Origin of the sequence: Marinomonas sp. SBI8L, from assembly GCF_001624705.1 — a bacterium.
Classification (GTDB): domain Bacteria; phylum Pseudomonadota; class Gammaproteobacteria; order Pseudomonadales; family Marinomonadaceae; genus Marinomonas.
The window spans coordinates 116,037-141,835 of sequence record NZ_JSEO01000007.1 but is presented as its reverse complement, the minus strand read 5'-3'; the positions used below and the strand labels follow the sequence as shown (position 1 = coordinate 141,835).

Here is a 25,799-nt window from a genome sequence, read left to right as displayed (position 1 = left end):
TTAATTTAATACCCTTGATATTTTCGCGCCGAGAGAACCAAACTTCTCTTCAATACATTCATAACCACGATCAATATGATAAATACGATCTATCTTAGTATCCCCTTCTGCTACTAATGCAGAAAGAACTAAACTCGCAGAAGCCCTTAAATCCGTCGCCATCACTGGGGCACCTTTAAGCGCACTACCACCTTTAACAATGGCCGTATTACCGTTCACTTCAATATCAGCCCCCATACGCAACATCTCATCAACATGCATAAAACGGTTTTCAAAGATATTTTCTGTAACTCGCCCCACACCATCTGCAATAGCATTTAATGCTACAAATTGAGCCTGCATATCTGTTGGGAAAGCAGGGTAAGGTGCTGTACTGATATTAACAGCCTTAGGACGACGCCCTTGCATATCAAGTTCAATCCAATCCTCGCCTACCTCAACACTGGCACCCGCCTCTTCAAGTTTGGCAAGTACTGCTTCCATTGAATGAACATCAGTATCGACAACTTTTACCTTACCTGCGGTAATTGCAGCGGCAACAAGGAAGGTACCTGTTTCAATTCGATCAGGCATTACAGAATATTCAGTACCAAAAAGCTCTTCCACGCCATCAATGGTAATAGTATCTGTACCATGACCCGTGATTTTCGCTCCCATAGCAATCAAGCATTCAGCCAAATCAACAACTTCTGGTTCACGAGCAGCATTTTCAAGAATAGAGCGGCCATCAGCTAAAACAGCAGCCATCAAAAGATTCTCTGTTCCTGTTACCGTTACCTTATCAAAGAAAATTCTCGCCCCTTTTAGGCGACCATCAACTTTAGCAACAATGTTACCGCCTTCTACTTGAATATCTGCACCCATCGCTTCAAGACCACGTAAGTGAAGATCTACAGGACGGCTACCTATTGCACAGCCACCAGGCAAAGAAACTATGGCTTCGCCAAAATGACTAACTAAAGGCCCCAGCACCAAAATTGAAGCTCGCATTGTCTTAACCAATTCATAAGGCGCTTCAGTGCGGTTGACAGTAGAGACATCTAACTGAACATTCATTTTTTCATCAACAACAACACCACACCCCATAGAGCCTAACAACTCCAACATGGTCGTAATATCGTGCAAATGAGGTAGATTTTTAATCGTAATAGGTTGCTTTGTAAGAAGTGTTGCAGCCAAAATAGGCAAAGCTGCATTTTTTGCACCAGATGCTCTAACCACACCATTAAGTGACTGACCGCCAGTAATTAGCAGCTTATCCATACTGTTTCCTTAACGCGTAATTAGTTTAATTGACTATATTGTGCTGGTGTATAGGTTTTCATAGTAACGGCATGAATTGCGCCACTGGCAATCGAATCTTGAAGATGCGCGTAAACCAGCTGTTGTCTTTTCACCATAGATAAACCGTCAAAAACAGGAGAAATCAGGGTCAATTGAAAGTTACACCCTTCTCCTTCGGCAATCACTTCACAGCTTTCAATTTCACTTTCTAATAATGCTTTTACTTCGTTTGCGTTCACAACAACTCCAAATCTTAAATAACGCCTATAACTTATTCTGTATATTGGCTCTAATTACCAAAAAACTTTAAATCAACTAGTCAAAACACGTCATTACACGACTATTTATCATCAACTAGTGTAAAAAAATCATTCAACTGGGACAATTCTATCAGACCTTTCACTCCGGCACTGGCATTTATTAAATTTACTTGCCAATGTTTTTTATTTGCAAACCTCTGATAAAACAAAAGTAATGCAATTAGCCCGCTATCACTTCCTTTCAAAGAGGTTAAGTTTAAGTCTTTAGCTGTATTGAGGGAGTTTAAACATTTGCTTAGGTTAGCTTCAAGCATCATAAGCTCTGCTGCTTGGTATTCTCCTAAAATGCTAATTTCCTTATCACTTTCCACCAATTCAAGCATGCTCACTCAACTCTCTTTTCCAATGACTTAGCCCAGCTTGCAATTGCCAAGTCTATGTTGTTTTTGTTTTTTTGAACCATGGATGCAAATTGCTTTCTAAAAGTTAGGCCAAAATTAATACCACTAATAATCACATTATCGAGCAACCATTCGTTTTGCTTACTCAGCTTCATCAAAAATACGATATCAACCAAGCTGCCAGCATCAGTCACAAACTCCATGTTCACTCTAGCTTTATTTTTTTTCTTTGAAGGGGCTAAAGGTAAAATTTTCACCTTCTCTTCATCAAACTCTAATAAAGCGGTCGCATAACTATTCAAAAGTGTTTGTTTTGTCACTGTTGAAAACTCTAATCTTTGCTCTTTTGAGGCCCTACGATAATATTTCCCCATTACATTCTTCGCAAAGTTATCGAAATTAATCAAAGGTGAAAGAATTTCGTCTGCTTTCTGCCTTAAAGCCGCTTTATCCTTTGATAAAACGTCACGATTGGCAACAATCTCAGTCTTCAATAATTCAACAACATTAACAACCTGCTCTCTTGGCCCAAGCTGAGCATAAGCCAATTGAGTAACTAGGGATAAAAGTAAAACACAAACGGATAATAATATTTTCATAATCAATCCCCTTGAGTCGATTCAAATAAGAACTGACTAATAAGGTTTTCTAACACTAAGGCAGATTGTGTATCATATATTTCTCCACCTTGAGTTAAGTACTCTTCTTCTGCACCAATCGACACCCCCACATATTTTTCACCCAATAAACCATTAGTCAAAATAGCAAATGAGCTATCTGTAGGAATATTTTCAACATCCGCATAAATATTAAATGTTACAAGTGCCATATAAAGCTCTTTATCAAGAACAATACTATCTACTTCACCAACAGTGACACCAGCAATAGAGACTTTTGCTCTTTCAGTAAGGCCACCAATATCATCAAATCTTGCCTGTATTTGATATACATCTTTTGAACTGGAACCAGAAAGCCCACTTACTTGAATAGCTAAATACGCTAAAGCAGCAAACCCTAAAATAACAAACATACCAACCATAAGCTCTAGCTGCTTATTCTTCATGCTAAAAATCCCCTATCATAGCGGCGGTTAAAATAAAATCTAATGCGAGAATAGACAAAGACCCTAACACTACAGTACGTGTTGTAGCCTTACCTATACCTTCTGATGTTGGCTCGCATTCATATCCTTGAAACACAGCAATCCAAGTTGTCGCTATGGCAAAACAAAATGCTTTAATAATGCCATTAACAACATCCGTTGAAAAATAGACCGACTGCTGCATCAATGACCAAAAACTTCCTCCATGAATTTGTAACCAACTCACAGCAACAAATTCACCACCTAGCACGCCCACTGCTGAAAAAATGACACATAAAATCGGCAGACAAATTAAACCAGCTATAAATCGTGGCGCTATAATGCGTCGATAAGGATCAACCCCCATCATTTCAAGGCTAGAAAGCTGCTCTGTCGCTTTCATCAAACCTATCTCTGCAGTAAGTGCAGAACAAGCTCGACCGGCAAATAGCAAAGCAGTAACGACTGGACCGAGCTCACGTAACAATGTCAATGCAAGTAACTGCCCTACTGCCTGCTCAGAGCCAAACTTTGCTAAAATTGTATAACCTTGAAGCCCTAGTACCATTCCGATAAACAGCCCAGATACAACAATAATAACTAGGGACAGCACACCCACTGAATAAATTTGCTTTATCAACAAATTCATCGCCCCAGAAAAGGATTTGGGCTTATGTAACATCACATGGATCAGAAATAACCCGGCTCTACCAAAAGCAGCGATCGAGTTAATCGCAGTCAATCCTGCCGACTGTATTGATTTCATCTAGCATTCCCACCCATTTTCATATCCTCTTGATAATCCATCGCATCAAAATGAAACGGAACAGGACCGTCAGGCAAACCACCTAAGAATTGCTTAACCCTTTCATCTGAAGATGCTCGAATCTCATCAGGCGTACCCTGTGCAACAACAGCACCACCCGAGAGAATATAGGCATAATCAGCAATTGAAAGAGACTCTTCAACATCATGGGAAACTAATACTGAAGTCATTCCCACTGATTGGTTTAATCGTTTTATCAACTCAACAACTACCCCCATTGAGATAGGGTCTTGACCAGCAAAAGGTTCATCAAACATAACCAATTGGGGATCAAGTGCAATTGCACGCGCCAAAGCCGCTCGTCGAGCCATTCCCCCTGAAAGTTCAGCAGGCATTAAGTTCGCTGCCCCGCGTAGGCCAACACTCTGTAATTTCATTAAAACCACATCACGAATAACATCTTCACTGAAGTTCGTATGCTCTCTTAATGGGAAAGCAACATTATCAAAGACACTAATATCAGTAAAAAGTGCGCCACTTTGAAACAACATGCCAATTTTCTTTCTAGCTTCGTATAATTGCTTTCTAGACAAATCTGGTACATTTTGCTGATCTAATAAAACCTTGCCCTCATCAGGCATTAACTGACCACCAATTAAACGTAACAAGGTAGTTTTACCCGTTCCACTTGGGCCCATAACCGCGGTAATTTTACCCTTTGGAATTTGTAGCGATATGTCTTTATAAATTGCTCTATCACCACGATAGAAACTCATATTTTGAATATCAACAAAGTTATTGCTCATCAGTTTTCCCTGGTTCTTTATCACCAAACGTGAATATTACACTGGATTTTAATAAATTGAACACTAAAACAAGGAGATTAAGTGGTTTATGGCATTTAAGGTCTTGAATTTATGGAGCAAACTTCATTAAATTAGGCATCATTTTTCACACGAGTTAGTTTTACCTCATGCTGCTATTCTCTGCCGCCCTATTTTTTGGTCTCATTCTCCTAGTTTTTAGTTCCGATAAGTTCATTGAGCACTCTGCATTGGTAGCAGAAAAACTAAATGTAAGCCCAATTGTTATTGGTTTCACCTTAGTTGCCTTAGGCACTTCAGCCCCCGAAATGGTTGTATCAGCGATTGCTGCACTAGATGGTGCACCTGAAATTGCTGTAGGGAACGTCTTGGGGTCTAACATTGCAAATGTAGCGCTTGTATTTGGCGCCACGTTATTAATCAGCGCCATCCCAATAAAAGAAGGTCTTGCTACCAAAGAAGTGCCTATTCTGCTAGGTATCACCATACTTGCTGGCTTACTTATGATGGATAACAGCTTAGAGTTTTTAGATGGCATTATCCTTATTATTGCTTTTTTTGTCGCACTATTCTTACTGTTACGAAACAGCAAAGGCCTAGAAGAGGAGCTTACACAGGAGCTACCAGAAGACGATGGGTCGAGCGTTACTAAATCACTGACAATAGCCGTAATAGGTCTAGCCGTTTTAATTTTGAGCTCAAAAATTCTAGTTTGGGGTGCGACAGGTATAGCGGTTGCTTTCGGTGTCAGTGAGTTACTTATCGGATTAACCATCATAGCAATTGGAACGAGTTTACCAGAGCTTGCAGCGTCAATAACAAGCGCCCTTAAAGGTCACCACGACATTGCCATAGGTAACATTTTAGGCTCAAACCTGTTTAATTTAGCAACTGTACTTCCTTTACCAGCTATTATTGCCCCTGGACTTATAGACCCTAACATCATGGGCAGAGATTATTGGTGGATGTTCTGCACCTCACTATTTTTAGCACTTTGCATCCTGATTTTCCGTAGAACTAAATCAACCAGCATCCCAAAATGGATCGGTATTATACTGCTTATCAGTTATGCTACTTATTTAATCAGTCTATTTTTACAAGCTAGGTAAAGATTTATCATGAAACAGAAATGGACACTGGCCTCAATTGCTCTAGGTGCAATGCTAGTTTTTAGTTTCACATTTTGGTTTGGCCTTACACCTAAACAAAGTTTGTTACAAAAAAGTGAATTAGAATCTGCACCAGACTTTTTTTTAGAAGGTGTTGAAACAAAAACATTTAATATAGATGGCCAGTTGACAGAAAAGTTGTTAGCGAAAGAAATTAAACACTACCCAATGCAAGGAGAGTCTCATCTTATTGAGCCTATAGTAAGCAAAACTCAAAACGGAAGTATTTGGGTAGCTTCTAGCGAAACAGGCTTAATTAAAGATTCAAGTAACGACATATTGCTAAATGGTTCTGCTAAGATAACAAACCAATCAAATGAATCTGTACCAACTGTCATTACATCCAATAGCATTATTTATACAGATAAAGATCAAAGTATTACTAGCCTTGGCAAAGCCAACATCACATCAGCACAAGGCAATATTAAAGCAGACACTATCACTGCATTTACCAGCACAAATAAAGTAACCATGCAGGGATCTGTACGAGGAAGTTATGAACAAAATCGTTAAATGCTTATTTTTATTAAGCTGCACCATTAGCGCCACTTCTGGGTATGCGTTACCTGAAGATTTTCAAGAAACCATTGAAATCGAAGCAGATTCAGCCTTCATAGATAATGAAAAAGGCAATGCTATCTACATAGGCAATGTAAAAGTTAGCCAAGGCAGCATACTGATTAGTGCCAATAAACTAACCATTACTAGCTCAAAGTCCACTAACAAATACGACAAAATCTTTGCTAAAGGGACAGATGGTCAAGCTGCAAACTTTAGCCAACAAGTAGATATCGCTGGCAATATGGTTATTAGCCGAGGCACCAAAATTTTCTATGATAGCAGCACCTCTATTTTAGAAGTAGAAGGTGAAGGCTTTATTAAGCGAGGTGAAGATGAAATTGCAGCAGGCTTTATCCGCTACGACATGAAAACAGGCACATTCGAAGCAAAGAAAAACAAAGGCGGTCGTGTTTCCATGACATTACAACCCCAATCTAACACACCTCCTAAGGCTAATTAATGGCGATTCTAGAAGCTAAAAATTTGGCTAAGAGCTACAAAAAACGTAAAGTTGTTATTGATGTATCCATAGCTGTAGAGTCCGGCCAAGCGGTTGGCTTATTAGGGCCAAATGGCGCAGGCAAGACCACTTGCTTCTACATGATAGTTGGCATGGTTGCGAATGATGAAGGTGGCATTTTTATTGATGGCGAGCCAGTAACACATTTAGCCATGCATGCAAGAGCACAAAAAGGCATAGGCTACCTTCCTCAAGAAGCGTCCATATTTCGAAAAATGTCTGTTGAAAATAATATTGCCGCCATCTTGGAAACTAGAAAAAGTCTCTCCAAACAAGAAAGAGAGGAGAAGCTTGAAGAGCTTCTTAACGAATTCCACATTACACATATACGAAAGAATTTAGGCATGGCACTTTCTGGTGGTGAAAGGCGTCGTGTTGAAATAGCAAGAGCACTAGCTATGAACCCAAAATTTGTCTTGCTAGATGAACCTTTTGCTGGCGTTGACCCTATCTCTGTTGGGGATATCAAACAAATCATCAAACACCTTCAACAAAGCGGTATTGGCGTCTTAATTACTGACCATAATGTTAGAGAAACATTGGATATTTGCGACAAGGCTTACATAGTGGGTAATGGACACATTATCGCCTCAGGCAATGCGGAAGAAGTCATTTCGAATGAACAGGTAAAAAAAGTTTACCTGGGCGACAACTTCCGACTCTAGATCTTTCTCTTTTACTGAAAAAGGGAGTAATATGCATAACTCGTTCCAAATCATTCTTACAGAAAGTGTTTCACTATGAAGCAATCTTTACAGTTAAAAATTGGTCAACAACTGACCATGACACCTCAATTGCAGCAAGCCATACGTTTACTGCAATTATCTACATTGGACCTACAACAAGAAATCCATGAATTTTTAGAATCTAATCCCCTTTTAGAAATGGATGATGATGACTTTAATGATACTAGTGTAGAAGAAAATACCGACAAAAAAGATAATGAAGCTAATTCAAATAGCCAAAATAATGATGAAGCAAGAGTAGAGTCTGAGTGGACAGAAAGCATCCCAGAAGAACTATCCATCGACAGCTCTTGGGATGATACTTATCAAAACTCCGCAGCAGCATCAGAAAGCCAAAGCTACGACAATGACTTTGATTTTGAGAGCAGAAATGCACCTTCAGAAAGCATCCAAGACCACCTGATCTGGCAACTTAATTTAACGCCTTTTTCTGAACGTGATATTGAAATTGCCTACTCTATTATTGAGTGCGTCCAACCTGATGGCTACCTAAGCATTTCTATCAATGAGATCTGGCAAGGCTTAATGCCACAACTCGAAGAATTAGAAGAGGACGAGGTATTAGCTGTACAACATAGGCTACAATGCTTTGACCCTGTAGGCGTTTGTTCAGCTGATTTAAGAGAATGCTTGCTAGTTCAATTACAAGCTTACAAAGAACACCCTCTTTACAAGAGCACTCACAACCTAATAAATCAGCACCTCGCTTTGTTAGGAAGCAGAGACTTCACCCAGCTATCTCGAAAAACAAAACTAAAAGAAGAAGCCCTAAAGGAAGTTATTGCTCTAATACAGCAACTTAACCCAAGGCCTGGTTCTCTTATCGATCAAGATGATACTGATTACGTTATTCCAGATGTTAATGTCAGAAAACGTAATGATATCTGGCAAGTTGAACTTAATAACGATGCACTTCCTCCCGTTAGAATCAACAAAACCTATTCATCACTTGCTAATAGCTCTAAAAAAACTGAGGAAGTGAACTACATTAAAAACTCTTTGCAAGAAGCCAAATGGTTTTTAAAAAGTATCCAAAGCCGGAATGAAACCCTACTCAAAGTAGCTAGCTGTATTGTTGAAAAACAAATAGATTTTTTTGAGCTAGGTGAAGAAGCCATGAAACCTATGGTGCTGCATGATGTTGCAGAAGAAGTTGGTATGCATGAATCCACGATTTCTCGTGTTACCACTCAAAAGTATATGCACACACCTAGAGGCATCTTTGAATTGAAATACTTCTTCTCCAGTCACGTAAGTACTGACTCTGGTGGAGAGTGCTCATCAACAGCAATACGAGCCATGATCAAAAAACTCATTACCGATGAACCCGCCAAAAAGCCTTTAAGCGACAACAAGCTTGCAACGGCATTGGCAGATCAAGGCATACAAGTGGCAAGGAGAACCGTTGCTAAATACCGTGAAGCAATGAACATCCCCCCTTCAAATGAACGAAAAAGACTAATATAAAGCGGAATAGAAAGTGTCATTAACTAACATTTTAAAACCAGAACTAGTAATCGCGAATCTTGCTACGACCAGCAAAAAAAGAACACTTGAAAGCATTGCTAATTTGGTAGGAGATAGACTTCATTGCGACAAAGAAGCCGTTTTTGATGCTTTACTGGCTCGCGAAAAACTTGGAAGTACTGGCGTAGGCCAAGGTATTGCTGTACCTCATTGCCGCTTGGAAGAAGCAAACCATACAGCAATGGTTGTTATCTCTTTAGAAAAGGCAATTGACTTTGACGCGATAGACCGCAAAAAAGTCGATCTAATATTTGCTTTAATTGTGCCGCCACAAGAATGTGATCACCACCTAAAAACACTAGGTCAGATTGCAGAATTTGCTCAGTCTCCAGAAAAGTTAGAGTCCTTAAGACAAGCAGATTCAAATCAGGCACTTTACGACACATTTAAATCATTGTTATAGGGACCAACATGTTAGAGCAAGAGATCATTATTATTAACAAACTAGGTTTACATGCCAGAGCAGCTGGTAAACTAGTCGAAACGACATCACGATTTTCTTGTGATATTACAATAGATAAAGAAGGTCGCAATGTGGACGGTAAAAGCATCATGGCAATGATGATGCTAGCTGCCTCAAAAGGCACCAATATTACAATCAAAACCAATGGTGAAGATGAAGCAGCAGCACTTGAAGCCATAACAGCACTTATCAACAATCGCTTTGACGAAGAAGAATAATACCTAAACCAAATGGTTGAACAGGATACGCAACAACACCTGCAAACTGTCACAGACTCTCTTGAGTCTGGTGGCACTATGCAAATTAAATACTTACTTAATGGCGCCTTACCTGCGCAAGATGTCGCTCGCCTTCTAGAATCCTCACCGCCAAAAGAAAGACGCCTTCTTTGGGACCTCATAGAACAAAAGAATGAAGGTGAGATACTTCAATACTTAAGTGAAGACATTAGTGTTCAGTTCCTTAAGGAAATGGATACAGAGCAACTTGTTGCCGTAACAGAGCAACTTGAAAGTGATGACCTAGCAGACATACTACAAAACCTGCCTGAGACAGTCGTAGCTGAAGTACTCGCGTCAATGACGGCTCAAGACAGATCTAGAGTCGAATCACTCCTAAGCTACCCAGAAGACTCTGCTGGCGGCTTAATGAATACAGACACCATCACAGTTCGACCCAATATCACTATCGATATTGCATTTCGCTTCTTAAGGCGCCATGCAAGTCTACCTGACATGACAGACAGTTTATTAGTTGTCAGCCGCTCTGATAGATTTTTAGGCACTCTCCCTCTAACCAAACTTCTCGTTGCTGACCCCGAAGCTAGCGTACGAGATATAATGGAAACAGAGACAACGGTAATTGAAGCTAACGCTCCTGCTAGTGAAGTAGCCCAATTATTTGAAAAAATGGACTTAGTATCTGCCCCAGTAATTGACGAAGCTTCCGGCAAACTTTTAGGGCGTATTACCATTGATGATGTCGTCGATGTAATTCGAGATGAAGCAGAACACTCAATGCTCAGTATGGCCGGCCTTGATGATGACGAAGACACTTTTGCCCCCATCATGCAAACCTCTAAGCGCCGCGCAGTTTGGTTAGGCATTAACCTGATTACAGCTTTTATTGCCTCTTATGTAATTGGCCTTTTTCAAAACACAATTGATCAGGTCGTTGCTCTCGCCATTCTTATGCCAATTGTTGCCAGCATGGGCGGAATAGCTGGCTCACAAGTACTAACATTGGTTATTCGAGGTATAGCATTAGGCCATATAGGTGCAGCTAATACACGATGGCTTTTAAACAGAGAGATTGTCGTCGGCTTTTTAAACGGCATACTTTGGGCCATTGTTGTGGGCGCTTTAACTGCATATTGGTTTGACAACATTGAGATTGCCTATATCATAGCGGGCGCATTAATCATTAATTTACTGTTTGCCGCCCTTGTCGGCACACTCCTCCCTATTACATTAAAGCGCTTGGGCATAGACCCAGCTCTTGCGGGTAACGTAATACTCACTACAGTGACAGATGTAGTCGGTTTTTTATCCTTTTTAGGGCTAGCAACTATTTTTCTTATTTAGGCTCACATGACAGACTTTGATCAATTAGAAGACGACGAAAACTTTATTAGTAAAACTCAAATCAAGCGTGAAATGGAAGCGCTGCAAGCTTTGGGTAAGAAGCTACTTAATTTAAGTAAGGCACAGCAAAAAAAAGTTGAGATGTCTGACACCCTACGAGATGCATTAGCTGAAGCTGATCGTATAAAGAAACATGAAGCCATGCGTCGCCATATGCAATATATCGGACGCATTATGCGCACAGAAGATCACGAAAAAATTGCAGCTCGCATTGAGTTATTTGATACAACTTCTGCTGCTCATAACAAAATGTTTCATCAACTTGAAAACCTACGTGACGCATTAATTGGCGAAAACAGTCAAAGTGTTTTACAAGAGTACTTAAGCGAAAACCCTGATGTTGATATTCAGCACTTTAGACAACTCATTAGACAAGCTCAAAAAGAAGTCAGTCAAAATGGCAAAACAACAAACCGCAAAAAGCTATTTAGACTATTAAGAGAAGTTCAAGACAAAAAACTTGGACTTGCCTAGCCCCTATTCAGGACGAGCCAACACTAGTTAATAAAAAAAGCGCTTTATGAAGCGCTTTTTTTATATTCTAAAATTCAATAAAAGCGCCTATGACTATGAACAGGCATAGTTTCACGACACTCATTTATTTTAGCTAAATCTATTTCTACCAGTAGAATATCAGGCTCATGATCTAGCCGACCTAAACAGTCTCCCCAAGGAGAATAGCATACAGAATTCCCAAATGTTTGGCGTGTACTTGAGTGATGGCCACATTGATTCACACCTAAAACATAGAATTGATTTTCTATTGCTCGACACTTCAATAAAGTATGCCAATGAGCCTCGCCTGTACGATAGGTAAATGCAGCAGGCACAATAACTAAATCAGCACCACAGTCAGCAAGCTTTCGATACATCTCAGGAAACCTAACATCGTAACAAATTGACAAACCAAGCTTCAGCCCCTCAATTTCAACAACCATAGGCTCAAGCTGACCAGGCTCAATGACCTTAGACTCCATATACTGACCATTTTGATCAGAAACCATGACATCAAATAAGTGAATTTTATCGTATCTAGCCTTAAGCTCACCATCCGGACCAAGTACCAAGCAAGACTGTCTCACTCTCCCTGAATCCACCACATCACCATCAGGACGTTTTAAACTTGGATGCGAACCAATAACTAGATGAATTTCATGATGCTTTGCTAATTGGGAAAGCTCCCTTAATACCAACTCTTGATCAGGTGATTCAGCTAAAGGACGCATCTTATTACCCGCAAACATAAGAGCATTCTCAGGTAATACAACTAAATTAGCCCCTTCACTTACAGCCTTATCAGTCATAGCTTGAATATTTGCTAAATTAGCCTGCCAGTCATCTTTACTTGTCAATTGAATTGCTGCGATCTTCATTTCACTTATCTCTATTTTTGGGGCGCTCTTTTGGCGTATGTATTACAGGCGTAATAATAGGATCATTAAATGGACCCTTGATTAAATATTCAACACCGGTCACTTTCGATAATTTATCCCCAAATATCTTATCTGTTATATATAGAATACCTGCTACCTGAGGCATCCCAAGTAAGAAACCAGCAATGGGTAATGCATTACCTAAAGGGAAATAGGCGATCATCCTTTCATCAAGTGTCTCAGTAACCAAATCAGCGCGGCCTTGCAACTCAATCTCAACCGTTGGAGAAACGATACTAAGAGGCTTATTCGTATTTAACTGACCATCTTGAATAACCAGAGTTGTAGACATTTTATCATAGGTCAAGCCATCCGAACTGACATCAGAAAAATCTAACGTTAATCTACGCGCTAGCGCATGTAAGTTAAAGATCCCTAAAGCTTTTAGGAAGCCAGGCAGCTCATTAACTTTTTCCAACACACCATTTTGGGATAAAAACGCTATTCGTCCAGTTAGAGTATCTCTTTGAATATCAAACGGTGTACCCAACCAACTTAGACTGACATTTATTTTATAACTTTTGGAGGTCAACAAGGTTTCGTTGGAAAATTTTCGGGTTAATTCATCAATATTCCCGCCATCTATATCCAATACCAACTCTACATTTGAATTAGCGTCATCCTGCCAAAACAAACTTCCAACAAAGTCGCCCTCTGTTAACTCGGTTGAAAAGGGATCAATTCGAATTTTTTTGCCTAAATTAGTAATCATCAAACGCCAATCACCATAAGGCTGATTGTTAACAACTAGCTCATCTATATTCAATGACATGCTTGGTATTTGCTGAGCTTTAATCCCAGCAGAATCAGATGCACTTTTAACACTGTCTTGCGAAACACCTTCTTGAGCTGGACTATTCCAGCTAAGATAAGAAAAATTAACAACAGGTCCCTGTAAATCTTTAGTTAACTGTAAACTCATTTCTTCAGAACTAAGATAAATATCACCTAATCGCTCACTACTATCGTATTCAACCTTAACATTGTGTAAAAGGTTGTCTTCATTCAACCTAACTTGATCTGCAATTAGGTGCACAAATGAAAGCCACTCAGGCACAAATAGGCGTAAGCTTTGAGGCTCAGACTCATTACCAGATTCATTTAAAAACTTGCGCCATGCAGCCAATTCAATATGGGGTAATTGCCCCCTTAAAGATAACCCCTCTCGAACTTCTTGGGGCATATCACTTGCTTCATTAATTAAAGCCTGACCACCATAAAAGCCTGATTCAGAAAAACGCAATTTAGAACGGTAATTTTCATCATACAGAATAGAAACATCAGCATAATCAGATAACACATCAATAGTAAGCGCTAAGTTCTTGTGGGTGTTTGCTGTTTTAGCAAAGGGAACAGGAAGAGACACGCTGGCGCCATGTAAATCTGTTTTAGCATTTATAGTAACTAAATCAGCCGCCTCAGGATTAATCACAAAATCTGCAACAAAGCCAACCTGCCCTTGTACTGTTCGGGTCAGCATTTCAGGCAATTTCTGCCAGGTCATCACCTCTTCAAGACTTAAGTCACCTTTGATGTCAGCCCTAATCAATAAGTCTTTCGAAGGCAATACATCACCATATAAATTAAGCTTAGCATTACCAGAAAAAGCCTCTATATCAAAAACTGAATCATAGATCCCTTTCTCTGTATCATAATTCAAAGATCCAGTTAGAATTTTGCCCGTCAGTTCAAGATCAGTTATTTCGAGTGGACTATTTTTAAGTTGTAAAGCGAGATTAAAATATGGACTGACATTTTGATCATCTTCTAGAGGAAGAATAAGTTTAAATTCTCCTTTTGCATCCCCCTCAGTTCGCCAGGTTTGAAAAGGCTTAAGCACCCCTGTAGCTAAATCAGTCTGAGCAAGCAACGCCATCACATCACCTAAATCATCAGCCAACTTACCGTCTAAATTTAGAGCCCCTAGCCCACCTTCAGTAAAAGGAATAGAGAGGGATAAATCCCTACTTTCAACATCTGCTAAGGCGGCATAATTTAACTCAAGCCTAACGCCTGAATTATCAATTTGTACATCTGCATCAACATCTTTAGCAGCAGGCCAATCGGGCGCAAACTTCACTTCAGCCCCCGCAACATCAAGGTCCACTAAAAACTGAGGATTGGAACCTTCTGATAACTCAGTTTGCAATACAAAGTCAGCTTGCCTTGCATGCCCAACTAATAATGAATCTCGCAACCACTTATGGGCAGACTCAGGCAAGGCAATATTAGGGATGTACGCCAAACCATCGGCCATGGCAAGATTCTCACCATGAATATCTAGCGCCAGCGTATCGCTCGCATTACTTACCACCTCTAACCTAAAATCACCAGTAAGGTCAGCTCCATTTCGATTCAGGTATAAATCGTTTGCCGACACGAGAAAACTATCCTGTTGCGGCCCCCACTCAACTTGGCCAACAACACCATCTAGTAGCCAAACATCCTGATACATAAGAGGGAAAGCCAAACTTGCATCATTAGATACAAAACTAATTGAGCCCTGATCATTATTAATTGTAAGTATCGATTCTAATCTCTCAACACTTGGAATATTTTGATAACCTTGAGCCGAATCTATCATCAAGTTTCCCTGATAAGTCACGGATAGTTTTGGTTTTTCTATTATTTTAAGATGACCGTTCTTTGCTACACCTTGAGCCTCCATCGCTGTGAGCATTTTTGTCACAAACCAAGAGTCATTTAAATATGGGATAGCAAGACCCAATCCTAAAGCGAGGTCAAGTTGATCAAAAGACAAGCCTGTAGTCTTCTGCTCAAAATTTCTAGTTAACTTAATGTTTGCAGCAGGATAAACCTCCCCCTCCTTGCTAAGAACTAAATCTGCCAATTGAAGATTTAATTCCTTAGTCCTGAGTGAGTATTGAGAACTAAGCTTAGAAGCTAAAGAGAGCTTTTCCCCCGAAAACAATTGCGGCTGTAAATTAAGACTCCCAACCAAAGATAAGTCAGAACCAGACGAATAAGATAACCAAAGCTTTGCCCCAAAATCCAACTGAGAAACCTGAAATTGCTCAAGCTCCACTAGCTCTGATTGACTAATACTCATTTCAGGCAAATCAAGCTCTGCAACAAGCTTTAAACTATCAGGTCGAATTAAATCACCATGAATTTCAGCATTAAGTTTAAATTCATCATCATAGTTTTGATGCTTTACCTTTGCACTAACACCTATCCCTGATGCGGTTCTTTGTAAATACATGGCATCAGATGATAAATTAATTAAACCAACTCGCTCACTGTGAACCGACAACTGAGTATCTATTAAAGATATCTGTCTTTGATCTAAAAAATAATTAAAGATACGAGCAAAACCGCCCGTATTTTGAGATGCAACCACAGGCAAACCAGTCAAAGACCAGCGCCCTGAAGCCTCAGTTAAACTCACCTGAGTCTGATATAAACGTATGTAGCTAAAGTTTGGCTCAAGCTTAATTAATGATTGCCATAAGTTTAAACGAATCATCAATCGTTCAAACCTTAGAGGCTGGGACTCACCCTCTGCCTTTAAACTTAACCCATCAATAGAAAAACTAGGATCAAGACCCTCCAGTTTTGCTGATATATTCTCAATCTCTATCTGATATCCAGAAACTTGACTTAGATTTCTTTCTATCTGATAACGGTACTCATCAGCATAAGGCAAAGAGAACTTCACCAAAACCATAAAGGAGGCAAAGATTAGAACAACAGAAACCAAAAGCCACCAAGCTATATCGGCAGCCCGCTTCACACTCAAACTCATTTGGCCGGACACTTATCAATCACAAACAATTATCGTATAACCACATCATATTGGTCTTGGGTATACATGGTTTCAACCTGGAAATGAATACTCTTACCAATGAAGGCTTCTAACTCTGCGACACTGGCACTCTCCTCCTCATGCATACGATCAATTACTGCACGAGAAGCTAACACAGCATAAGTCGGAGAATCGTAGGCTCGGTCCGCTCTGAGTATCTCCCTAAAAACCTCATAACAAACTGTTTCAGGCGTTTTAACCAAGCCACTACCGCGACATGAACGACAAGGCTCACACAAGGTTTGCCCCAAGCTCTCACGAGTACGCTTACGCGTCATTTCAACTAAGCCTAACTCAGACACACCTGTAATTTTTGTCTTAGCATGATCTACGTCCAATATCTTCTCAAGCATGCGCAAGACTTGACGTTTATGCTCTTCATCTTCCATATCGATAAAATCAATAATGATAATACCACCTAGATTACGCAACCTAAGTTGACGACCAATCGCTGTGGCAGCTTCTAAATTAGTCTTGTATATGGTTTCTTCCAAATTTCGACTACCAACGAAAGCACCCGTGTTGACATCAATAGTCGTCATAGATTCAGTTTGCTCAACTAAAAGATAACCACCGGACTTTAGTTGCACCTTACGATCTAACGCTTTTTGAATCTCATCTTCAACACTATAAATATCAAAGATAGGTCGCTCACCAGGATAGTATTCAACCCTTTGCCCCACCTCAGGTATAAACTCTTCCGCAAAAGACTTTAATTTAGCGTAATTCTCTCTAGAATCTATCCGTATTTTTTCAGTTTTAAGACTGACCAAGTCACGCATGGTGCGCAAATGTAATGGTAAATCATCATAGATTACTGAAGGCGCTTTTGCAGAGCTAATACGCTTTTTAACCGACTGCCATAAACGCGTTAAGAATTTAATATCCGCTAAGATTTCTTCTTCGCCAGCACCCTCTGCAGCTGTTCTTAAAATATAGCCACTTGTCTCATCAGCCTCCGTCAGTGCAGCTGAAACAAGCTGTTTTAATCTTTCTCTTTCAGCTTCATCTTCAATTCTTTGACTGACACCCACATGAGACTGATCTGGCATGTAAACCAAATAACGAGATGGGATAGATAGATGCGTTGTTAACCTAGCACCCTTTGAGCTAATTGGGTCCTTAGTCACCTGAACAACCAAAGACTGACCTTCTCTCAAGTAATCACCGATTTGATCACTTGGGTTTACAGCATCACGCTCAGCCACCTCAGAAACATGTATAAAAGCGGCCCTTTCTAACCCTATATCTACAAATGCTGCCTGCATGCCAGGCAAAACACGGACAACCTTGCCCTGATAAATATTACCGACAATACCTTTACGAGTAGACCTTTCAATATAAACTTCTTGTAAAACACCATTTTCAACAAGAGCAACTCGAATTTCCATCGGGGTTACATTAATTAAAACATCTTCACTCATTGGACATCTCCTGTAATGGCTCTATTCCTACTTGCTGCAATAACTGCGCCGTTTCGAACATAGGCAAACCAACTACAGCAGAAAAAGAACCATTTATTTGCTCAACAAAAACAGAACCTAAACCTTGAATACCGTAACTTCCCGCTTTATCTTGCGGCTCACCACTATCCCAATAGCGGCTAATTTCAAGGTCAGATATCCTACGAAATGTGACTTGGGTAATAACATTTTTAACAGCTAAATGATCAAAGCGAGCATCAAATAGACAAACAGCCGTCATTACTTGATGTGTCTTACCAGACAATGAACGCAACATGGATTGTGCACTCCCAAAACTATCAGGTTTGCCTAAAATCTCACCATCAAGTACAACACTGGTATCAGAGCCTATAATAATAGACCTATCTGGAGGGGAAAGTTCAGATTGAAGCGACAAGCTTGCGCTTGCTTTAGCCTTTTCAACAGCCATACGCTGAACATATTCAGCAGCATCTTCATTTACAAATGGGGTTTCATCTATATCAGCAGGCAAGATATCGAACTCCCTCACCAACTGCCCTAACAAGCTTTTTCTGCGTGGTGATGCTGAAGCTAACAATATCATTTATTTTCCTTAACGGATGGCGTACATGCGTCGAATACTACGTAATACAACAAAAGACCAAGGCCACAAAGCCCCAGTTATAATAGCTGGCACAAAAATCATTAGAGTAGGTTCGGCGTCGCCCAAATACCTATCAATACAAAAGTCTACCAACTGACTAATACTGACAAGCAAGCCAACAAATACACCTTGCTGCCAAGAGTGATACATGCGAAGCCTTTGATAAAAAACAGCACAGGTAAAAGCAATAATGACATAAGTTAAAGAGTGCTGACCTAATACGCCGCCTTGCAACAGGTCGACCATAATACCCAACATCCAAGCAACACCGACCCCAACTCGGTAAGGTAGCGCAATAACCCAGTACAAGATAACCAACAACGCCCACTCTGGCCTAAACCAAACAAAAGCATCTGGAAAAGGTAATGCTTCAAGCATAAGCGCAATAAGAAGAGTGATTAAAAATACCAAACTGGCTTTCATTAGCGCTGAGACTCCGGCACATCAATTAACATTACATGTCGACTTCGCTCTAGTTGAGCTAACGGGACTACCTCGACATCAGCGTAGGGCTTACCAGAGATACGGACAACAGACTTAACAACACCGACGGGATAATCACTTGGAAACCTATCATCTAATCCCGATGTCGTCAGTACATCACCTTTTTTAATATCTGCAGAATGAGGAACATTCATCAAAGCAAGACGCTTAAGGTCACCTGTGCCTCGTAAAATACTTCTCAAACCTGTTCGAGATAATTGTACTGGCACAAAATGGCTCGCATCAGCGATTAATAGCACACGACTGTTATAAGCACCCGCCTCAACAATTTGCCCCATCACCCCTGTCGCATCTAGCACAGATTGACCAACATAAGCACCAGAAGAGAAGCCTTTATCAATCATGATTTTATGGCTATAAGCATTTTGATCAAAACCAATGACTTCGGCCATAATGATTTTAGCTTCAACCTGCTGCGATGCATCCAGCAATTCACGTAAGCGCACATTCTCAGCACGCAAAGAGTCTAACTTTTGCAAGCGGCTTTTTAAAACCAAAACATCTTGATTTAATCTTTGATTCTCAGAGACAAGATACTCACGACTAGCAAGGTGCTCTACTCCCCAAGAAATAGCTTGTTGAGGTGCGTTAACAACAACTTGGATAGGCGTAACAAGGAAACTCAAATAAGGACGAAGTGGATTAAAAAATCCACTTCGGGCATCTGCAACAATCATGATGGAAGATAAGATCACCAGCAAAAAAAAGCGTAAGCCTGAGACCTTACCTTCAAAAAAGAGAGTACTAATAGCTCACCTCTAACCTTTTACTCATTATCAGCAGTAAAGAGCTCAGAAGCATGTTTATCTATCATCTCTAACGCCATACCACCACCACGGGCAACACAGGTCAGTGGATCATCAGCGATAATTACTGGCAATCCAGTTTCTTCACTAATAAGACGATCAATTTCACGTAACAAAGCACCACCACCGGTTAACACCAAACCTGTTTCACCGATATCAGCAGCAAGCTCTGGTGGAGACTGCTCAAGCACACCTTTTACCGCTTGAACAATTTGCGCTAGTGGCTCTTGTAAAGCATCAAGTATCTCAGTGCTACTTAGTGTAAAGCTACGAGGGATACCTTCAGCCAAGTTACGACCACGAACATCAATTTGCAACTCTTCACCAGTATGATAAGCCATACCGATTTCAGTTTTGATTTTCTCAGCTGTGGCATCACCAATTAAACTACCGTAGGCACGACGTACATAAGTCGTGATAGCTTCATCAAAACGGTCACCGCCTACTCGAATAGATTCAGAGGTTACAACACCGTTTAATGAGATGATTGCAATTTCAGTAGTACCACCACCGATATCAATAACCATAGAGCCGGACGCTTCAGCAACAGGTAGACCTGCACCTATCGCCGCAGCCATTGGCTCTTCAATGATATAAACTTCGCGTGCACCAGCACCCAAAGCAGACTCTTTGATAGCACGACGCTCAACTTGAGTGGATTTACAAGGTACACAAACCAATACACGAGGACTTGGTTTCATCAAGCTATTCTCGTGTACTTTAGAAATAAAATACTGCAGCATTTTTTCAGTAACATGAAAGTCTGCAATAACGCCGTCTTTTAATGGACGAATAGCGGTAATATTGCCAGGTGTTCTACCTAACATACGCTTCGCATCAGTACCAACGGACGCAACGGTTTTTTGATTGCCATTATGACGAATTGCCACAACGGAGGGTTCATCAAGCACGATTCCACGGTCGCGAACATAGATAAGGGTATTCGCCGTCCCTAGGTCAATCGACAAATCGCTTGAAAACATTCCCCTGATTTTCTTAAACATGAATTTCAACACCCTGATAGATACGATACGAACAGCGTAAAAATGTACCAATCCAAGGCCCATTCGGCAAGCTGAATACACGCTTTTCTACAAAATAGAGGGTGCTATTTCATTGTTTATTAAAATTTTTTTAATTTAGCGGCTTATTAATCAGTTTTTAAGGCAATCCTCTATCACCCAACCTTGGTTCTCGATACAATAGCCAACATTTTTTACAACACACTATTTATGGGTGAAATATGTCTCTAGATAAACAAGACGTGCAAAAAATTGCTCATTTAGCGCGCCTAGCACTCACTGAAGAAGATGCTTCTCAATATCAATCATCTCTTTCCAGCGTTTTAGAACTAGTTGAGCAAATGCAGTCAGTCGATACAGATGGTATAGAGCCGCTTTCCAATCCATTGGAAATGACACAAAGATTACGTGCAGATGAAGTAACAGAAGAAAACCGTCGCGAAGCTTTCCTAGCGAATGCTCCAAGCACAGAAGCAGGCCTTTTCTTAGTGCCCAAAGTGATTGATTAATTGGATACCATCATGCTTGAACAAAACATCTCTAGCCTTGTACAAAAGCTACGCAACAAAGAAATTACAAGTGTCGAATTAACACAAAGCTACCTTGATAAAATCAAGGAACTAAACCCTAGCCTAAATAGCTATATCACTGTGCGCTCTGAATCAGCACTTGCTGCAGCCCAAAAAGCAGATGAAGCGATTCAAGCCGGCACAGCAGGTCCATTAGCTGGCATACCGATTGCGCATAAAGACTTATTCTGCACTAACGGCATTAAAACTACCTGCGCCTCAAAAATGCTAAATAACTTCATCCCTCCTTATGAGTCAACCGTAACAGCTCGCCTAGAACAAGCTGGCGCCATTATGTTAGGTAAGACAAATATGGATGAGTTTGCCATGGGCTCCTCAAACGAAAACAGTCATTATGGCCTAGTTAAAAACCCTTGGAACACCGACCTTGTTCCTGGCGGTTCATCTGGCGGATCTGCCGTCGCAGTTGCAGCAGGCATGGCAGTTGCCACAACAGGCACAGATACCGGCGGTTCAATTCGTCAACCAGCCTCTTTTTGCGGCATTACCGGCTTAAAGCCAACTTATGGCCGTGTCTCCCGTTTTGGTATGATTGCTTATGCATCTAGCTTAGACCAAGCTGGCCCTATGGCTCGAAGTGCCGAAGACTGCGCTCACTTGATGAATGCTATTGCGGGATTCGACCCTCAAGATTCAACTTCTGCAGAAGTAGACACTCAAGATTATTTAGCGGATCTAAACAAACCCTTAACGGGTTTAAAAATTGGCCTGCCTAAAGAATACTTTGGCGAAGGCCTAGAACAAGGCGTCGCTGATGCAATCAGAGAAGCGGTAAAAGAGTTTGAGAAATTAGGTGCTAGTGTTATTGATATATCACTACCTAACTTAAAATTAAGCATCCCCGCTTATTATGTCATTGCACCATCCGAAGCCTCTTCTAATCTATCAAGGTTTGACGGCGTTCGTTATGGCCACCGCTGCGATGAACCAAAAGACCTGTTAGATATGTATATGAGATCTCGCGCAGAAGGCTTTAGCAAGGAAGTACAAAAGCGCATCATGGTAGGTACATATGCACTATCAGAAGGTTATTACGATGCCTACTACCTAAAAGCACAGCGTATCCGTCGACTAATAAAACAGGACTTTGTTAACGCTCTTAACGAAGTAGATGTCATCATGGGGCCTGTTGCACCAAGCACAGCGTTTGCCATTGGCAGTAAGACAGATGACCCTGTTGCCATGTATCTAGAAGACATTTACACATTGTCTGTAAACTTGGCAGGCATCCCAGCCATGTCAGTACCAGCCGGCTTTAGTAACAAGATGCCTGTTGGCCTTCAAATTATGGGCAACTATTTCGCTGAATCTAAATTACTTAACATTGCACACCAGTTCCAGCAAGCAACTGATTGGCACCTACAAACCCCAAGCATGGAAAAAGGAGCATAAGAATGAACTGGGAAATTGTTATTGGCCTTGAGATTCACGCCCAACTATCCACGCAATCTAAACTATTCTCTGGCGCCCCAGTAAGCTTTGGCGCAGAAGCAAACACCCAAACAACCTTGGTTGACCTAGGTATGCCTGGTGCACTCCCTGTATTTAACAAGGAAGCCCTAAGAATGGCCGTTATGTTTGGCCATGCAGTGAATGCTGACATTGGTATGACATCAGTTTTTGCACGCAAAAACTATTTCTACCCAGACTTACCTAAAGGTTATCAAACCAGCCAAATGGACGACCCTATTGTTGGTATTGGCCACCTTGACGTCACACTAGAAGATGGCACCACCAAACGTGTTGGCATCACTCGTGCCCACCTAGAAGAAGATGCGGGTAAATCTTTACATGAAGATTTCCATGGCATGTCTGGTATTGACTTAAACCGTTCAAGCACACCTTTGCTTGAAATTGTTTCTGAACCCGATATACGCTCAGCAAAAGAAGCCGTTGCATACGTTAAGATGATTCACTCTATCGTGACTTACCTTGGCATTTGTGATGGCAATATGGCCGAAGGCTCAATGCGTTGCGACGTAAACATCTCCCTTCGCCCTAAAGGACAAGAAGAGTTTGGCACTCGTACCGAAATCAAAAACGTTAACTCTTTCCGTTTTATCGAAAAAGCCATTCATACAGAAGTTGAGCGCCAAGCTGACATTCTTGAAGATGGCGGCAAGATCACACAGGAAACTCGCCTGTATGATCCAGATAAAGATGAAACTCGCAGCATGCGCTCAAAAGAAGACGCTAACGACTATCGCTACTTTCCTTGCCCAGACCTACTCCCTGTCGTATTGACTCAAGAGTATGTTGATGAAATTAAAGCAAGCCTACCTGAGCTGCCAACTCAAAAAGCTGCCCGCTTTATTTCTGAATACAAACTAAGCGAGTACGATGCAGGCGTACTATCTTCTAGTCGCCCTATGGCAGATTACTTTGAAAAGGTTAATAAATCTGCTGGCGACACCAAGTTATCAGCAAACTGGGTAATGGGGGAGTTAAGCAAACTTCTCAACCAAAACCAGTTAGATATTAACGACAGTCCTGTCGATGCAAACAACCTAGGTTTACTGCTAGCCCGCATTAAAGACAATACAATTAACGGCAAAACTGCCAAAGACATTCTGGCTGATATGTGGAATGGCGAAGGCAGTGCTGACGAGATAATTGAAAAGAAAGGTCTAAAACAAGTTACCGATACAGGTGCTATAGAAGCCATGATTCAAGAAATCATAGTAGCGAACCCTGCTCAGGTGGAACAGTTTAGGGCAGCTGAAGCAGATAAACAGAAAAAAATGATGGGATTCTTTATGGGACAAATAATGAAAGCATCCCAAGGCAAAGCCAATCCAGGCATAGTCACTCCTATCTTGATGAAGCTACTAAAAGGCTAATAACATTAAAAACAAAAAAACCGCGTCTAGTACGCGGTTTTTTTTACATCTAAAAATCATCGGCTCAAGACTAGCATATTCTTAAGCTAGCCAACTTCACTTAAACTGCATACTTGATTTCGGCCATTATTTTTCGCCAAATAAAGACGTGAGTCAGCCACTTTAACCGCACCTTCTAAATTCTCAAACACTTCGCTCACAACACCACCACTGTAAGTCACCTTCACCTCTTCACTGGTGAAAGACTTATCATCCAAGCATTCATGTAATGCTTTTAAGCGCTGAGCAATACCTTCTACAGTACAAGTATCATTAAGAACGCAAAATTCCTCTCCGCCAAAACGAGCCACCAAAGAATCAGAGAAAAATTCGGTCAGAAGCTCAGAGAATGCCTCCAAAAGCCTATCACCAATTAAATGCCCATAATTATCATTAATCTGCTTAAAGTGATCTATGTCTATCATCACCACATGAATAGGCCTGTGTGCAGCAACTGCACCCTGATAGAAACTTTCACCCTCCGCCATCAAATAACGCCTATTATAAAGGCCAGTAAGCGCGTCAAGGTTAGCCAAATCTCTTATCGTATTTAACATCTCTTGAGCTTCTAAGTTATGTATTACCCGACAGTGAAACTCTTCATGATAAAAAGGCTTTTTAAGAAAGTCGTTAGCACCAGATTTAATGAATTTAGCGGTTAAGGATGAATCCCCTTCAGAAGACAAACCAATAATAACCAGATCTTGAAAACGTACATTTCGGCGTAACATTCTCACCAAATCATAACCATTTATCACAGGCATATTATGATCAGTAATTAACATACTAATGGTGTCATCTGACTCCAAAATCGTCAGCGCTTCTTGCCCATCTTTAGCCTCAATAACTTGAAAGCGATACTGTTGCAACAACGTTTTAATAAAGTTTCGGCTGGTTGTTGAGTCTTCTGCAACCAAAACTTTAATCGCAACATTTTTTCGCAACCTCTCAACGACCTTCATAACATGCTGATATGAATAGCGACTATCCTTGGTCACATAATCCACAACCCCTTTATTCAAAAGAGAGAGCCGAAGATTATCGTCATAGGTCCCAGTTAACACAACACATGGAATCCCTCTTTCAAGCATGGCATCAACGATCTCTCCGTTTTCAGCATCAGGCAAATGCAAATCAACCACAGCAACAAATAAGTCATTACCATGAATGTCGATTTGCTCTATTGCTGCGCTATAGCTATTGGCTAAAACAGGTTCAAAGTTTGAATTTTGACCTACCAAATGTTTAAGTACCTTGAGCACAACAGAGCTATCTTCAACCAAAAGGATTTTTTCTTTCATATTCATTTCATATAAGGTAACTGGACACATAAACAATACACGGGCAGACGAAAAAGCGACAGTTTAAAACACCAAATATTACATTAGTTAACATGGTTACAGAGC

Annotated in this window: 27 protein-coding genes; 12 read left to right on the top strand and 15 right to left on the bottom strand. The window is 40.7% G+C overall.

The annotated features are described in order from the left end of the window. The 7 genes from murA to OA91_RS12260 all read right to left on the bottom strand — a co-directional run bounded on the left by murA (nucleotide 1) and on the right by OA91_RS12260 (nucleotide 4,598). Nucleotides 1–1,263: a UDP-N-acetylglucosamine 1-carboxyvinyltransferase gene (gene murA, locus OA91_RS12290; protein ID WP_046016836.1), complete on the bottom strand. Its 1,263-nt coding sequence runs from the start codon at nucleotides 1,261–1,263 to the stop codon at nucleotides 1–3. A gap of 20 nt (nucleotides 1,264–1,283) precedes the next feature. Further along, on the bottom strand, nucleotides 1,284–1,523 hold the full coding sequence (locus OA91_RS12285; RefSeq protein WP_063338681.1) for a BolA family protein: 240 nt from the start codon (nucleotides 1,521–1,523) through the stop codon (nucleotides 1,284–1,286). 101 nt (nucleotides 1,524–1,624) lie between these two features. Then, nucleotides 1,625–1,933, bottom strand: a complete 309-nt coding sequence (locus OA91_RS12280) for a hypothetical protein (protein ID WP_063340096.1) — start codon at nucleotides 1,931–1,933, stop codon at nucleotides 1,625–1,627. Further along, nucleotides 1,930–2,544 carry an MlaC/ttg2D family ABC transporter substrate-binding protein gene (locus OA91_RS12275; protein ID WP_063338679.1) on the bottom strand — a complete coding sequence of 205 codons (615 nt, stop codon included), beginning with the start codon at nucleotides 2,542–2,544 and terminating at the stop codon, nucleotides 1,930–1,932. Before OA91_RS12275 ends, OA91_RS12280 begins: the two co-directional genes overlap by 4 nt. A 2-nt stretch (nucleotides 2,545–2,546) precedes the next feature. Next, the gene (gene mlaD / locus OA91_RS12270) at nucleotides 2,547–3,008 is read right to left on the bottom strand and encodes an outer membrane lipid asymmetry maintenance protein MlaD (RefSeq protein ID WP_046016832.1); all 462 of its coding nucleotides are present in this window, start codon (nucleotides 3,006–3,008) and stop codon (nucleotides 2,547–2,549) included. A gap of 1 nt (nucleotide 3,009) precedes the next feature. Then, nucleotides 3,010–3,792: a lipid asymmetry maintenance ABC transporter permease subunit MlaE gene (gene mlaE / locus OA91_RS12265; protein ID WP_063338678.1), complete on the bottom strand. Its 783-nt coding sequence runs from the start codon at nucleotides 3,790–3,792 to the stop codon at nucleotides 3,010–3,012. After that, nucleotides 3,789–4,598, bottom strand: coding sequence for an ATP-binding cassette domain-containing protein (locus tag OA91_RS12260; protein ID WP_046016830.1), 810 nt, complete (start codon nucleotides 4,596–4,598; stop codon nucleotides 3,789–3,791). Before OA91_RS12260 ends, mlaE begins: the two co-directional genes overlap by 4 nt. Before the next feature lie 167 nt (nucleotides 4,599–4,765). Between OA91_RS12260 and OA91_RS12255 the strand changes: the two genes are divergently transcribed. From OA91_RS12255 to yjgA, 9 genes are all read left to right on the top strand, one after another. Then, nucleotides 4,766–5,725 (top strand): calcium/sodium antiporter, encoded by a 960-nt coding sequence (locus OA91_RS12255; protein WP_046016829.1) that lies wholly within the window; start codon nucleotides 4,766–4,768, stop codon nucleotides 5,723–5,725. Nucleotides 5,726–5,734: 9 nt separating this feature from the next. Then, nucleotides 5,735–6,298, top strand: a complete 564-nt coding sequence (gene lptC, locus OA91_RS12250; protein ID WP_063338677.1) for an LPS export ABC transporter periplasmic protein LptC — start codon at nucleotides 5,735–5,737, stop codon at nucleotides 6,296–6,298. Next, nucleotides 6,282–6,806 (top strand): lipopolysaccharide transport periplasmic protein LptA, encoded by a 525-nt coding sequence (lptA, locus tag OA91_RS12245; protein WP_046016827.1) that lies wholly within the window; start codon nucleotides 6,282–6,284, stop codon nucleotides 6,804–6,806. Before lptC ends, lptA begins: the two co-directional genes overlap by 17 nt. Next, nucleotides 6,806–7,531 carry an LPS export ABC transporter ATP-binding protein gene (gene lptB / locus OA91_RS12240; RefSeq protein WP_046016826.1) on the top strand — a complete coding sequence of 242 codons (726 nt, stop codon included), beginning with the start codon at nucleotides 6,806–6,808 and terminating at the stop codon, nucleotides 7,529–7,531. Before lptA ends, lptB begins: the two co-directional genes overlap by 1 nt. A gap of 75 nt (nucleotides 7,532–7,606) precedes the next feature. Continuing rightward, nucleotides 7,607–9,079: an RNA polymerase factor sigma-54 gene (locus tag OA91_RS12235; protein WP_046016825.1), complete on the top strand. Its 1,473-nt coding sequence runs from the start codon at nucleotides 7,607–7,609 to the stop codon at nucleotides 9,077–9,079. 13 nt (nucleotides 9,080–9,092) lie between these two features. Then, complete coding sequence (gene ptsN / locus OA91_RS12230; protein ID WP_063338676.1) at nucleotides 9,093–9,542, top strand: PTS IIA-like nitrogen regulatory protein PtsN; 450 nt, start codon at nucleotides 9,093–9,095, stop codon at nucleotides 9,540–9,542. A gap of 8 nt (nucleotides 9,543–9,550) precedes the next feature. Beyond that, on the top strand, nucleotides 9,551–9,820 hold the full coding sequence (locus tag OA91_RS12225; protein ID WP_063338675.1) for an HPr family phosphocarrier protein: 270 nt from the start codon (nucleotides 9,551–9,553) through the stop codon (nucleotides 9,818–9,820). 12 nt (nucleotides 9,821–9,832) lie between these two features. Next, on the top strand, nucleotides 9,833–11,185 hold the full coding sequence (gene mgtE, locus OA91_RS12220) for a magnesium transporter (protein WP_046016822.1): 1,353 nt from the start codon (nucleotides 9,833–9,835) through the stop codon (nucleotides 11,183–11,185). Between the two features lie 6 nt (nucleotides 11,186–11,191). Continuing rightward, nucleotides 11,192–11,719 (top strand): ribosome biogenesis factor YjgA, encoded by a 528-nt coding sequence (yjgA, locus tag OA91_RS12215; protein ID WP_063338674.1) that lies wholly within the window; start codon nucleotides 11,192–11,194, stop codon nucleotides 11,717–11,719. Nucleotides 11,720–11,793: 74 nt separating this feature from the next. On the opposite strand, the gene OA91_RS12210 is transcribed toward yjgA, so the two are convergent. From OA91_RS12210 to OA91_RS12180, 7 genes are read right to left on the bottom strand one after another with little or no spacing between them, the layout of a single operon-like run. Then, nucleotides 11,794–12,618, bottom strand: a complete 825-nt coding sequence (locus tag OA91_RS12210; protein WP_046016820.1) for a carbon-nitrogen hydrolase family protein — start codon at nucleotides 12,616–12,618, stop codon at nucleotides 11,794–11,796. Between the two features lies 1 nt (nucleotide 12,619). After that, complete coding sequence (locus tag OA91_RS12205) at nucleotides 12,620–16,444, bottom strand: YhdP family phospholipid transporter (RefSeq protein WP_063338673.1); 3,825 nt, start codon at nucleotides 16,442–16,444, stop codon at nucleotides 12,620–12,622. Nucleotides 16,445–16,473: 29 nt separating this feature from the next. Continuing rightward, nucleotides 16,474–17,928, bottom strand: coding sequence for a ribonuclease G (gene rng / locus OA91_RS12200; RefSeq protein ID WP_063338672.1), 1,455 nt, complete (start codon nucleotides 17,926–17,928; stop codon nucleotides 16,474–16,476). Continuing rightward, complete coding sequence (locus tag OA91_RS12195; RefSeq protein ID WP_063338671.1) at nucleotides 17,921–18,532, bottom strand: Maf family protein; 612 nt, start codon at nucleotides 18,530–18,532, stop codon at nucleotides 17,921–17,923. The genes rng and OA91_RS12195 overlap by 8 nt, the downstream gene beginning before the upstream one ends. A gap of 9 nt (nucleotides 18,533–18,541) precedes the next feature. Then, entirely contained in the window at nucleotides 18,542–19,015 is a 474-nt protein-coding gene (gene mreD / locus OA91_RS12190; protein ID WP_046016816.1) for a rod shape-determining protein MreD, read from the bottom strand. Continuing rightward, nucleotides 19,015–19,845 carry a rod shape-determining protein MreC gene (mreC, locus tag OA91_RS12185; protein WP_082827927.1) on the bottom strand — a complete coding sequence of 277 codons (831 nt, stop codon included), beginning with the start codon at nucleotides 19,843–19,845 and terminating at the stop codon, nucleotides 19,015–19,017. The genes mreD and mreC overlap by 1 nt, the downstream gene beginning before the upstream one ends. Before the next feature lie 17 nt (nucleotides 19,846–19,862). Then, entirely contained in the window at nucleotides 19,863–20,906 is a 1,044-nt protein-coding gene (locus OA91_RS12180) for a rod shape-determining protein (RefSeq protein WP_046016814.1), read from the bottom strand. A 239-nt stretch (nucleotides 20,907–21,145) separates the two neighbouring features. Here OA91_RS12180 and gatC point away from each other — a divergent pair, with 239 nt between their 5' ends. From gatC to gatB, 3 genes are read left to right on the top strand one after another with little or no spacing between them, the layout of a single operon-like run. Continuing rightward, entirely contained in the window at nucleotides 21,146–21,433 is a 288-nt protein-coding gene (gene gatC, locus OA91_RS12175; protein ID WP_063338670.1) for an Asp-tRNA(Asn)/Glu-tRNA(Gln) amidotransferase subunit GatC, read from the top strand. 12 nt (nucleotides 21,434–21,445) lie between these two features. After that, entirely contained in the window at nucleotides 21,446–22,906 is a 1,461-nt protein-coding gene (gene gatA / locus OA91_RS12170; RefSeq protein WP_063338669.1) for an Asp-tRNA(Asn)/Glu-tRNA(Gln) amidotransferase subunit GatA, read from the top strand. Nucleotides 22,907–22,908: 2 nt separating this feature from the next. Continuing rightward, nucleotides 22,909–24,354: an Asp-tRNA(Asn)/Glu-tRNA(Gln) amidotransferase subunit GatB gene (gatB, locus tag OA91_RS12165; RefSeq protein ID WP_046016811.1), complete on the top strand. Its 1,446-nt coding sequence runs from the start codon at nucleotides 22,909–22,911 to the stop codon at nucleotides 24,352–24,354. An 86-nt stretch (nucleotides 24,355–24,440) separates the two neighbouring features. Here the strand turns inward: gatB and OA91_RS12160 are convergent, their stop codons facing one another. After that, nucleotides 24,441–25,694: a diguanylate cyclase gene (locus OA91_RS12160; protein ID WP_063338668.1), complete on the bottom strand. Its 1,254-nt coding sequence runs from the start codon at nucleotides 25,692–25,694 to the stop codon at nucleotides 24,441–24,443. Nucleotides 25,695–25,799: the final 105 nt, after the last annotated feature.